Annotated in this window: 13 protein-coding genes and 1 pseudogene; 3 read left to right on the forward strand and 11 right to left on the reverse strand. The window is 65.0% G+C overall.

Translation table 11 applies throughout. From position 1 onward, the window contains the following. A pseudogene (locus tag EG19_RS14195) lies at positions 1-250 on the forward strand (CarD family transcriptional regulator); the annotation flags it as partial. On the opposite strand, the gene mutM reads toward EG19_RS14195, so the two are convergent. From mutM to EG19_RS11010, 10 genes are all read right to left on the reverse strand, one after another. Beyond that, on the reverse strand, positions 247-1,062 hold the full coding sequence (mutM, locus tag EG19_RS10970) for a bifunctional DNA-formamidopyrimidine glycosylase/DNA-(apurinic or apyrimidinic site) lyase (RefSeq protein ID WP_038050356.1): 816 nt from the start codon (positions 1,060-1,062) through the stop codon (positions 247-249). The pseudogene EG19_RS14195 and the gene mutM overlap by 4 nt on opposite strands. A 96-nt stretch (positions 1,063-1,158) precedes the next feature. Continuing rightward, complete coding sequence (gene fabG / locus EG19_RS10975; RefSeq protein ID WP_038050357.1) at positions 1,159-1,905, reverse strand: 3-oxoacyl-[acyl-carrier-protein] reductase; 747 nt, start codon at positions 1,903-1,905, stop codon at positions 1,159-1,161. A gap of 12 nt (positions 1,906-1,917) precedes the next feature. Continuing rightward, positions 1,918-2,841 carry an ACP S-malonyltransferase gene (gene fabD / locus EG19_RS10980; protein WP_038050358.1) on the reverse strand — a complete coding sequence of 308 codons (924 nt, stop codon included), beginning with the start codon at positions 2,839-2,841 and terminating at the stop codon, positions 1,918-1,920. A gap of 8 nt (positions 2,842-2,849) precedes the next feature. Continuing rightward, positions 2,850-3,848 carry a beta-ketoacyl-ACP synthase III gene (locus tag EG19_RS10985; protein ID WP_038050359.1) on the reverse strand — a complete coding sequence of 333 codons (999 nt, stop codon included), beginning with the start codon at positions 3,846-3,848 and terminating at the stop codon, positions 2,850-2,852. Positions 3,849-3,851: 3 nt separating this feature from the next. Beyond that, positions 3,852-4,868, reverse strand: a complete 1,017-nt coding sequence (gene plsX / locus EG19_RS10990; RefSeq protein ID WP_200867154.1) for a phosphate acyltransferase PlsX — start codon at positions 4,866-4,868, stop codon at positions 3,852-3,854. A 12-nt stretch (positions 4,869-4,880) separates the two neighbouring features. Next, complete coding sequence (gene rpmF / locus EG19_RS13235; protein WP_081800134.1) at positions 4,881-5,063, reverse strand: 50S ribosomal protein L32; 183 nt, start codon at positions 5,061-5,063, stop codon at positions 4,881-4,883. Between the two features lie 28 nt (positions 5,064-5,091). Beyond that, positions 5,092-5,610 (reverse strand): YceD family protein, encoded by a 519-nt coding sequence (locus EG19_RS12910; protein WP_053335247.1) that lies wholly within the window; start codon positions 5,608-5,610, stop codon positions 5,092-5,094. Between the two features lie 94 nt (positions 5,611-5,704). Continuing rightward, positions 5,705-6,487, reverse strand: a complete 783-nt coding sequence (locus EG19_RS11000) for a hypothetical protein (RefSeq protein ID WP_038050360.1) — start codon at positions 6,485-6,487, stop codon at positions 5,705-5,707. Then, positions 6,484-6,951 (reverse strand): hypothetical protein, encoded by a 468-nt coding sequence (locus EG19_RS11005; RefSeq protein ID WP_038050362.1) that lies wholly within the window; start codon positions 6,949-6,951, stop codon positions 6,484-6,486. The genes EG19_RS11000 and EG19_RS11005 overlap by 4 nt, the downstream gene beginning before the upstream one ends. After that, positions 6,948-7,532, reverse strand: coding sequence for an RNA polymerase sigma factor (locus EG19_RS11010; protein WP_161685585.1), 585 nt, complete (start codon positions 7,530-7,532; stop codon positions 6,948-6,950). Before EG19_RS11010 ends, EG19_RS11005 begins: the two co-directional genes overlap by 4 nt. A 124-nt stretch (positions 7,533-7,656) precedes the next feature. Between EG19_RS11010 and EG19_RS11015 the strand changes: the two genes are divergently transcribed. Both EG19_RS11015 and EG19_RS11020 read left to right on the forward strand, forming a co-directional pair. Continuing rightward, entirely contained in the window at positions 7,657-8,940 is a 1,284-nt protein-coding gene (locus EG19_RS11015; RefSeq protein ID WP_038050363.1) for a Glu/Leu/Phe/Val family dehydrogenase, read from the forward strand. Between the two features lie 76 nt (positions 8,941-9,016). Next, the gene (locus EG19_RS11020; RefSeq protein ID WP_081800136.1) at positions 9,017-10,273 is read left to right on the forward strand and encodes a hemolysin family protein; all 1,257 of its coding nucleotides are present in this window, start codon (positions 9,017-9,019) and stop codon (positions 10,271-10,273) included. Here the strand turns inward: EG19_RS11020 and EG19_RS11025 are convergent. After that, a complete protein-coding gene (locus EG19_RS11025) occupies positions 10,233-11,207 on the reverse strand; it encodes a 2-hydroxyacid dehydrogenase (RefSeq protein ID WP_038050365.1) in 975 nt (324 codons plus the stop codon). The two genes, EG19_RS11020 and EG19_RS11025, sit on opposite strands and share 41 nt — an antisense overlap. Positions 11,208-11,210: the final 3 nt, after the last annotated feature.

The following is an 11,210-nucleotide window of genomic DNA, read 5'->3' on the forward strand; positions in this document are numbered from 1 at the left end:
TCGCCGGGGACGGCCGCGCAAGGCCGCGGCCGAAGCGGCCCCTGCTCGCCGTGGGCGGCCTCGTAAGTCGGCAGCTGCCGCTCCCGCTGCCCCCAAACGGCGGGGACGCCCCCCCAAGCAAGCAGCCAGCGAAACCCCCGCTTCCGCCCCCAAGCGACGGGGCCGTCCTCCCAAGGCCGCCAGTGCTGAAGCCGCCGCACCGGCACCCAAGCGGCGGGGCCGGCCGCGCAAGAGCGAAAGCCCGGCCTAATGCTGGCAGGAGGGGCAAAAGTAGGCGCTCCGGCCGGTGAGCACCAGCCGGCGGATACCCTTCCCGCAGCGCACGCAAGGCTGGCCTTCGCGGTCGTAAACCGCCAAATCCACGGCAAAATAGCCGGGGTCTCCCAGGGCGTTGCGGAAGCTGCCGTCCTTTAAGGTGGTGCCGCCAGCGGCAATGGCCCGTTCGATCACCTGGCGGAGCGCTACCGAAAGCGCTGAAATTTGCTTTCTGGTAAGCCGCCCCATGGGTGTTTGCGGACGAATACCGGCGGCAAAAAGCGCTTCGTTGGCGTAAATGTTGCCCACACCGGCGATGATTTTTTGATCGAGAAGCACGTTGCGCACCGGGCTTTTGCTGCGCTTTTTTGCCACCAAAAGCTGCTGCTCCACGGCGCTGACATCGGTGGGTTCGGGTCCCAAGGGGAAAAAGGGTATGAGCTCTTCGCGATCCACCAACAAAAGCAAGCCAAAACGCCGGGGATCCACGTACACAAGCCTTTGCCGCGAGGTAAAAGCAAAAACCACGTGGGTATGAGCGGGCAGCTCCTCGCCGGGAAGACTCAAGGAAAAGCGGCCGCTCATGCCCAAATGGCAAACCAAAATGCGCCCAGAAAAAAGCAGCAAAAGGTACTTGCCCCGACGGTTTACTGCCTGCAATGGCAAACCTACAAGCCCCGCCAGCGCCCGGGCATCCACCGCCATGCGCAGGCGAGGGTTGAGCACTTGGACGGCGGTAACCTCCTGCCCACAGAGATGCTGGGCCAGGGCGCGGCGGACGGTTTCCACTTCCGGAAGCTCAGGCATGACCCAACGCGGGAAGCTCGCCCCCCGTACAACGGGGTGAGCCTTGACCTCCTCCTTTCGCCCGGCGCCCGGGGCAAACCCCGGGCGCTGCGGTCTTTACATGTACAGCCCGCCGGAAACGTTGATGACTTCGCCGGTGATGTAGGAAGCGCCGGGCCCCGCCAAAAACACCACCACCGCCGCCACGTCCTCGGGGGTTCCCAAGCGCGGGATCGCCAGGGTAGCCAGCAAGCGCTGGCGTTGCTCCTCCGTCAGGCTTTCGGTCATGGAGGTCTGGATGTAGCCCGGCGCTACGGCGTTCACCGTGATGTTGCGGGAACCCAGCTCCCGCGCCAGGGCTTTGGTAAAGCCCACCAGCCCCGCCTTGGCCGCAGCGTAGTTGGCCTGTCCGGGGTTGCCCATGAGCCCCACCACCGAGGTGATGGTGATGATGCGCCCCTCCTTTTGCTTGAGCATGATGCGGGCAGCAGGGCTGGTGACGTGGAATACCCCGTCCAAGTTGGTGGCCATAACCTTGCGCCAGGAGTCCGGCTTCATGCGCACAAAGAGCTGGTCGTCGGTGACGCCGGCGTTGTTGACCAGGATGTGCAGCCCCCCCAAGGTGCGGGCCACCTCCTCCACCACCGCCGCGGCTTCCTCCGGGTTGGTCACGTCCAACGCCCGCGCCACCGCCGTTCCCCCTTGCTCAACGATGCGGGCCGCCACCGCTTCCACTGCCGAAAGCCTGCGGGAGGTGCATACCACCGTAGCTCCCGCCCGGGCCAAAGCCCAGGCGCAGGCTTCGCCAATGCCCTGACTGGCTCCGGTGACCAACGCCACCTTGCCGGAAAGCTCACCGCTCATGCTGACCCCCTTTTAGAAAAGGCTTTCAACCTGCTCCACCTTGCCCACCGGCACGGTTTTGACGCTTGGAGCAATGCGGCGCACCAAGCCGGAGAGCACGTTGCCGGGCCCCACCTCGTAAAAGGTGTCGAAACCGTCGAACACCATGCGGGAAACAAGCTCCACCCACCGCACCGGAGCATCCACCTGGCGAACGAGCCCGTCCCGCACCTCGGCTGCCGCCTGCACCGGCCGGGCGTCCACGTTGTTGTAAAGGGGCACGGAAAGGTCCGTAAGCCGAAGGGCTTCCAGCGCCGGTTTGAGCCCTTCCCGGGCCGGTGCCATGAGCGGGGAGTGGAAGGGGGCCGAAACCGGCAAGCGCACCAGCTTGCGCACCCCTTGCTGGGAAAGCCAGGCTTCCGCCCGGGCCACGGCCTGGGTGTGCCCGGCAATGACGGTTTGCTCGGGGGCGTTGAAGTTGGCCGGCACCACCACCGAGCCATCCTGGGAAGCTTGCCGGCAGGCTTCCTCCACCAGCTCCCGGGAAGCGCCCAGCACTGCCGTCATGGCCCCTTCACCCACCGGCACCGCTTGCTGCATGAGCTCCCCCCGCAGCCGCACCACCCGCACCAAATCGGCAACCCCCGCACCGCCAGCTGCTCCTACTGCGGAGTATTCACCCAAAGAGTGGCCCGCCACCCCGTCAAACCGGAAGCCTCTCTTGGCCAGCACCGCAAAAATGGCCAAAGAAACGGTGAGAATGGCCGGCTGGGTGTTGCGGGTCAGGCGCAGAACCTCTTCCGGACCGGAAAAGCAAAGCTCGGAGAGCTTTTCCCCCAGCGCCTCATCGGCCTGGGTAAAAACCTCCCGGGCTTCCGGGTACCTTTCGTAAAGGTCGGCACCCATGCCCACCGCTTGCGAGCCCTGACCGGGAAACAAAAGCGCCACCTTGCCCACCGCTCACCTCACCAACGCACCAGGCTGGCCGCCCAGGTAAGGCCACCGCCAAAGGCGGCCATGAGCACCAGATCCCCGGGCTTCAGCCGCCCCTGGGCCCGGGCATCGGCCAACGCCAGCGGGATGGAAGCCGCCGAGGTGTTGCCCACCTTGTCCACGTTGACGAACACCTTTTCCGGCGGCACCCCCAACCGCGAAGCCACCGCGTCAATGATGCGGATGTTGGCCTGGTGGGGAACCAGCAGGTCAATGTCGTTGACGGTCATACCGGCAGCCTGCAGCACCTCATCGCACACTTCAGCCAGCGCACGCACCGCCACCTTGAAGGTTTCGTTGCCCCGCATCTTGATGAAGGGCAAGCGGGCGTCCACGTACTCCTTGACGTTGGGTGGGAACCTGCTGCCGCCGCCAGGCATGCAGATGAAATCCGCCATGCTGCCGTCGGTATGCCAGGCCATGCGCAGGATGCCCTGGCCGGCGTCCGCCGCCCTGAGCACCACCGCCCCGGCCCCATCGCCAAACAGCACGCAGGTGGCCCGATCGGTGTAGTCGGTGTAGCGGGAAAGGGTTTCGGCGCCGATGACCAGGGCGGTGCTGACCTCCCCCGTGGAGAAGAACTGCCGCGCCACCTGCAGGGCGTACAAAAAGCCCGAACAGGCCGCGGAAAGGTCGAAGCAGGCGGCGCGCATGACCCCCAGCTGCGGCTGAATGATGGCGGCGGTGGCAGGGATGGGCTGTTCCGGGGTGGCGGTAGCCAGGATCAAAAGCTCCACCTCTTGAGGGTCCACTCCAGCATCGGCCATGGCTTTCTTCCCCGCCTCCACCGCCAGGGTGGCCAGGCTTTCCCCTTCCCCCACCACGTGCCGCTCGCGGATGCCCGTACGGGTCACGATCCACTCGTCCGAGGTTTCCACCATGCGCTCAAAGTCGGCGTTGGTTAAAACCCTGGCCGGGAGCGCTGTTCCCAGCCCTGCAATGCGTGCCGTGCGGCTGTGGTTATCGTGCACCGGTTACCCTCCGTTGGCTTCGTGGTTCAGGCGGCTCACCCGCTCTTCAATGGCTGCCACCGCCCCTGAGCTTGCAAAGCGATGGGCAAAGCGGATGGCGCTGCGGATCGCCTTGGGGTTGGAGCGCCCGTGGCCGATGAGCACCGCCCCCCGCACCCCCAAAAGCGGCGCCCCACCGTACTCAGCGTAGTCCACGCGCTTTTTGAAGCTGGAAAGGGCCCCTTTGGCCAAAAGAAAGCCCAACGCCGATATGGGCATGCGCTTGGCTTCCTGCCGCAATAGCCTCACCACCATCTCGCCCAAACCCTCGGCGGTCTTGAGGACCACGTTGCCGACAAAGCCGTCGCAGGCCACCACGTCCACGGTGCCGGCGAAAATGTCCCGCCCCTCCACGTTGCCCACAAACCCCAGCTTGGCATCGGCCAAAAGCTCGTAGGCGGCCACGGTCACTTTGTCCCCCTTGCCCTCCTCCTCACCGTTGGACAAAAGCCCTACCCGCGGTGAGGGGATCCCAAACACCAAGTGCGAGTAAAAGTGCCCCATGACGGCGAACTCCAGCAGGTGTCTGGGCTTGCAGTCCACGTTGGCGCCGGCGTCAATGAGCAGGGTCTGTCCCGAAATGTTGGGCACCGGGGCCGCCAGAGCCGGCCGATCCACACCCGCCAGCGTCCCCAGGATGAGCTTGGCCGCCACCATGGCCGCTCCGGTGTTGCCGGCGGAAACGAAGGCTCCCGCCAGGCCGTCCCGCACCAGCCGCAGGGCCACGGCCATGGAGGACTCCTTCTTTTGCCGTACCGGCGCGATGGGCGGGTCGTCCATGCTCACCACTTCCGGGGCATCCACCACGTGCACCCCCCGGACGGTGCCAAAACGCGCCAGCTCCTTGCGCAGGAGGTTTTCCTTCCCCACCAGGAAAACCTCAAGGCCGTACTCGCGGGCGGCCTCAACCGCACCCTGTACGGTGGCTTGCGGGGCGTGATCGCCCCCCATGGCGTCCAAGGCAACGGGGAGCCTTTTCACCGAAGGCTGACCTTAAATCTCCTCAACGTTCAGCACCTGCCGGCCTTCGTACATGCCGCAATGGGGGCAAACGCGATGGGGCAGCTTGGGTTGGAAGCAGTGCGGGCATAGCGACTGCGGCGGCTGCGCCAGGTGATCATGGGCCCGCCGACGATCCCGGCGTGCCTTGGAATGACGGTGTTTTGGGTTAGGCATGAGACTCTCCTCCTTTATTGCTCGGCTTTTAAGAAACCGGGCGGAAATCCAAAAGCTTGTGCCACCGCTCGTCCACCTCAGGGGGGCAGCCACAGGCGCCCTGGTTTAGGTCGGCGCCGCAGCGGGGGCACAAGCCCAGGCAATCCTCACGACACAGGGGCTTGACCGGCAAGGCCAGCTCGACCTGTTCGCAGGCCAGCTCCAGGAGGTCAAGGACCGGTTCGGAGTAAAAGCGCACGTCCAGGTCCTTCCTCGTGAGCTGAACCTCTTCCTCCTGGGGAGCTAAGGCCAGCGGCAACATTTGCACGGAAAAGCGCTCCTCAAAGGCAAACTCAAACTCCCCCAAGCAGCGGACACAACGCAGGTGCCCCCGGCCGCTCACCGTGCCGACCACCGCGTAACCTGAGCCGCTCTTTTTGAGCCTTCCGGCAAAATACACCGGCTCCCAGGCCAAAACGTCCTCACCGCCCACTCCCTCTGGCAAGGAAAGCTCTTGGCGAAAGTCCACCGGCTCCGTGTCCGCGAGCTCCAGGGCAATCCTCAACACTTCCCCCTCCCCGGGGAAGCTAAAGCATAGCAAGGGCTAGCACAACCGTCAAACGCCAGGAACCTGCGGCAAAGGCTTGCCACTGCAGGCCCGACTAAACACGGGAGGAGGCAGGATGAGCGGGCTGCACCAGCGGCCAAAGCGCTCGAAGTCCAAGCCAGGCCCCACCCACGGCCAAGACGTTGGCCACCACCCACAGAGGCATTCCCACCCAGGGGACAGCGGAAAGCAAAACCAGCCCGGCCATGGCCAGCCCCGTCCGGGGGATTTCCCCGCGCAAACTCATAGGCAGCCAGAGCCGCAACCTTCGCCCCACGGCCCATGCCAGGGCCACCAGCCCCAGCGCCTTAACCGCCAGAAGGGCAACCGCCAGCGAAGCCCATAGCATCAACGCCAGCCCACCGCCCACGCTTGCCCCCACCAGCACCGCCACCGAAAGCCACAGGAGCAGCAAGCCCAAACCGGAAACCCCGCTCCAAACCGGCCTTTCCGCCAGCACCTCAGCACCGCCCCGCACCACCCGCGGGAAAAGCGCCACCAACAGGAAGCTCACCACCAGCCAAAGCCCCAACCGCACCAACACCCAGGGCAGGGCCGAAAGCCCCTCCGGGGGTTGACCTCCCACCACCCAGCTCTTGCCCCGAACCGTTCCTGAGCTTTGCAGCGACCCCCCCAAAACCACCAGGTCGCCATCCACCTGCCCTTGCTCGCTGAGCACCACGTCCCCAAGCACCACCACCACGTTGCCGGTGACCCGGCCCTCCACCCGCACATCCCCCGCCACCACCAGAACCTGCGGCACCTCACCCCGCACCACCACGGCCCCCGTGGGCGCCACGGCGTGCACAGCAGCGGTGAGCAGTAAAGCCGCAATCATGCCCGCACCTTGACCCCCACCCAGCGCAGAAGCAACAAACCAAGCAAGCCCAAACCCGCAGCGGCGATTGCCAGGCCGGAGCCCCAGACGCTGGCGGCGGCGCGGCTGGCCGCCAGGAGAGCCTCACCCACCGAAAGCCCCGTCACCTCCCAAAAGGCACGGGCCAGAAGCCCCAGCTCTTCACGCCCGGGAAGCCCGCGTCCCAGAGCGGAAAGCCCTGCGATCAGCGAACCCAGGCCCAGGACCAGAGGCAGGTAGGTTTGGGGCTTTCGCCACAGCCAACCAGGATGGGGAAGGCGGGAAACCCACCCTCTTGCCTGTTGTTCCTCCCGGGGAGCCAGGCCCCGAAGCTGTTCCAGGAGGGCGGCGTGGGCAGCGCACACCCCACAGCGGGCCACGTGAGCTGTGACCTGCTCCTGGCGGCTGCCCTCTTCCAGCAACGTTTGAACTTCCTCGCAGCTCACTCCAGCCCTCCCACCTGGCCCAAGAACGGGGCCAGGGCTTCCCTAAGTACGCTGTGGGCCCGAAAAAGTTTGTTCTTCACCGTGCCCAGGGGCAGCCCCTTAAGCTCGGCAATGTCCTGATAGGCCAGACCCACGAAATGGCGGAGCACCACCAGTTCCCGGAGCGAATCCGGCAGCTTGGCGATCTCTTCCTCCAGCGCCCTGGCCAACTGCTTGTTGGCCAGTTGCTCCAGGGGCGAGCGCAGGGCGTCCCGCAGGGGCAGCTCGCGCATTTCCCCCTCTTCATCCACGGTGGTGAGGGGCACATCGGTGTGCCGCCGCCGGCGCAGGGTATCCACGGCCAAATTGTGGGCAATGCGGAAAAGCCAGGTGGAAAAACGAAAGGAACGGTCGTACCGGTGCAGGTTGGCCCAGGCTTTCAGGAAGGCCTCCTGCACCAGATCCCGGGCGGTTTCCTCCTCCCCCACGATGTGCCACACGTAAAGGCGGAGCTTGCCCTCGTAACGGGTGGCGAGCTCCCCAAAAGCCTGTTCGTCCCCCTCCTGGGCTTGCGCCACCAGCACCGAGTCGTCTACCGGCACGGGGAAAGTGTAACTCTCAATGCCCTTGTGAAAGTCAGTTGCAAAGTAAACGAAAACCGTTACAATGGCCGTGGGGCCCGAGGACCAAGCCTCGGGACACGTGACCCCAGAAAGGAGCTTCCCCATGGGCGAACTTAATCCCTTCCTGATGGCCCAACGCCAGTTTGACGAGGTTGCCGACCAGCTGGGTTTGGACGAAGGTGTGCGCGCGATCCTGCGCTTCCCGTTGCGCGAGTTTCACTTCCGCATTCCTGTGCGCATGGATGATGGATCGGTTAGGGTTTTTGACGGTTTTCGGGTGCAGCACAACGATGCCCGGGGCCCTGCCAAAGGGGGCATCCGCTGGGCCGCCAATGAAACCCTGGACACCGTGCGGGCCCTGGCTACCTGGATGACCTGGAAATGCGCGGTGGCCGATATCCCCCTGGGTGGCGGCAAGGGCGGGGTGGTGGTGGATCCTTCTACGCTTTCCGACGGGGAAAAGGAGCGCCTGTGCCGCGGCTGGGTGCAGCAAATGTGGAAGAACATTGGCCCCCGCATGGACGTGCCTGCTCCCGATGTGGGCACCAACCCGCAAATGATGGCGTGGATGATGGACGAGTACTCCAAGCTCAAGGGAGAGTACGTGCCTGGCGTCATCACCGGCAAACCCCTCGGAGCCGGCGGCTCTTTGGGCCGCACCGAAGCCACAGGTTTCGGCGTCATCTACACCGTGCGGGAAGCCATGAAGCACCTGGGGATTGACCCCAAGGGCACCAAAGCCGCCATCCAGGGCTTTGGCAACGTGGCTCAGTACGCGGCCATCGGCTTTATCGAAATCTTGGGCGGTACGGTGGTGTGCGTCTCCTGCTGGGACCGCCACGACCGCAAGGCCTACACCTACACCAAAGACGATGGCATTGACCCGAAGTTCCTGCAGTCCATCACCGACCAGTACGGCACCATTGACAAGGCCAAAGCGCAAGCGGCCGGTTACCGCATCGAAGACGCCAACGCCTGGCTTTCCAAAGAGGTGGACGTGCTCATCCCCGCCGCCATTGAAGGCGTGATCACCGGGGAAACGGTGGAGGCCATCTCCCCCAAAGTGAAGATCATTGCCGAAGGCGCCAACGGCCCCACCACGCCGGAAGCCGACCAGGTGTTGAAGAAGCGCGGCACCTTCGTGATCCCCGACTTCCTCTGCAACGCCGGTGGTGTCACCTGTTCCTACTTCGAGCAGGTGCAAAACGACATGAACTTCTACTGGCACCGCGATGAGGTTTTGAAGCGCCTGGATGAAAAGCTCACCGCCGCGTTCCACGCAGTGTTGGACACCGCGGTGGCCAAGAAGGTTTACATGCGCAACGCCGCGTACATGGTGGCCATTGGCCGGGTAGTGGAGGCCATGAAGCTGCGGGGCTGGGTGTAAGAAAGCCAAAAAGCATCGCTTGGTCACAGACATTCGTCGCTGCTGAGTCGGCTTAGCTTTGTTACCATGGGCTGGCATGAGTGTGGCCGCGACGCTGGTGCTGTTGCTTCTGGGCTTAGCTTTTTCCGCCTTTTGCTCAGCTTCTGAAACGGCCCTAACCGCCCTGCCCATTTCCCGGGTGGAGGTTTTCTCCCGGTCCCAGGGCCGCCTTACCCGGGCCGCCTGGCGGCGCTGGCGGCAGCGCCCCCACCGGGTTTTGGTGACGCTTCTGGTGCTCAACAACGCCACCAACGTGGGGATTTCCGCGCTGGCCACCGAGCTCGCCTTGCGGCTCTTTGGCAACCAGGGGTTGGCGCTGGCGGTGGGAACCATGACGCTGGCGCTTCTGGTTTTCGGGGAGGTGACCCCAAAGACGCTGGCGCGGGTGGACCCCGAGAGCTTCGCCTCGTGGGCGGTGGTGCCGGTGGCGTTTTTCGACCTGGTGCTGACCCCGTTCACCGGGCCACTGTTGGGCATTTCGCAGCTGGTGGCCAGGATCCGCGGCACGCCCCTGCACGGCACACCGGCCGCCGCCACCCTGGACGACGTGCGCTTCTTGCTTTCCCTTTCCCATCAGGAGGGCTACCTCTCGGAGCAGCAGCTGGGCATGGTGGAAGCGGTTTTGGCCATTGAGCGGGCGGTGGTGCGGGACGTGCAGGTGCCTCGCCCCGATGTGGTCATGCTGGCCGACAGCTTAACGCTGGAAGAGGTACGGGAAACCGTGCTGGCCTCCGGCTTTTCCCGCTACCCGGTGTACCACGAGCGGGACGACAACGTGGTGGGGGTGCTGCACGCTCGCGACCTGCTCCGCTGCCAAAAGGAAGGCAAGCCCTGGACCGCGTACCTCAAGCCCCCCCTGTGCGTCACCGAAAGCACCCGTCTGGTGGACGTGCTTTCACAAATGCGCGAGAGGCGCTTGCACCTGGCGGTTTGCTTTGACGAGTACGGCGCGGTTTCCGGCATCGTCACTCTGGAAGACGTGCTGGAAACCATCGTTGGCGATATCCGCGACGAGTTTGACGTGCAGGGGCCCATGGTGCAGGAGCTGGGCGACCGCCTTTGGGTGGTGAGCGGCTCGCTCCCCCTGGAGCGCTTGTCGCGGCTCACCGGCCTGCAGCTTGCGCCCTCCGCCAGGGTGAGCTCGGTGGGAGGGTTGCTGCTGACCCTGGCTGGCGGCGTTCCCCAAAAGGGCGCCACCTTTTCCCATCGCGGGTTGACCTTTACCGTGCTGGAAGCCACCCCGCGCCGGGTGCTCAAGGTGCGGGTGGAAGCCCCGGCCCCACCACCGGAGTGACCGGCGGCTTTCCCGCAAGCACCGCCCGCACGTTGTCCACCACCAGGTCGGCCATGGCTTCCCGTGTTTCCCGGGTGGCCGAGCCCAAATGCGGGAGCAGCACCACGTTGGAAAGCCGTAAAAGCCCCGGGTGCACTTGGGGTTCGTGCTCGTACACGTCCAAACCGGCACCGGCCAAATGACCGCTGGTCAACGCCTCCACCAGGGCCGCCTCGTCCACCACTTCCCCCCGCGCCGCGTTCACCAGGAACGCCCCCTTTTTCATGCGGAAAAGCCTTTCGCGGTTTATGAGGTGGCGGGTTTCCGGGGTGAGGGGGCAGTGGAGCGACACCACATCGGCCTGGGCTAAGAGCTCATCCAGGCGAGGCTCAAAAATCAAATCGGGGAGCCCCACCTCGGGATGGGGCCGGCGGGAATGGTAAGCCACGCGCATGCCAAAGGCTTGCGCTCGCCGGGCCACCGCCTGCCCAATGCGGCCAAAGCCCACGATGCCCAGAAGCTTGCCCGCAAGGCCTCTTCCCAAAAGCAAATCGGGGGTCCAGCCGGTAAAGCGCCCCTCCCGCACGAAACGATCCCCCTCCACCACCCGGCGGGTGACCGCCAAGAGCAGGGCCATGGTCAAATCGGCGGTGGCATCGGTGAGCACATCCGGGGTGTTGGTGACCCACACCCCCGCCTGGAACGCCGCGGGCAGGTCCACGTTGTTGACCCCCACCGCGTACACCGCCACCACCTGGAGGTTTCTCGCGCTGGCAAAAAGCTCAGCCGTCACCCGGTCGGCCAACAGGCAAATCAGCGCTTCCGCATCCCCCACGAAATCCGCGAGTTCCGAGCCGGAAAGCGGCGGCCCGTTCCGTATCACCACCTCGTGCTCCTGGGCCAGCCGCTCCAGGGCCGTACCTGGAAGGGGGGAAGTCACCGCCACGCGCGCCATCTT

The sequence above is a fragment of the Thermoanaerobaculum aquaticum genome, from assembly GCF_000687145.1.
Taxonomy (GTDB): domain Bacteria; phylum Acidobacteriota; class Thermoanaerobaculia; order Thermoanaerobaculales; family Thermoanaerobaculaceae; genus Thermoanaerobaculum; species Thermoanaerobaculum aquaticum.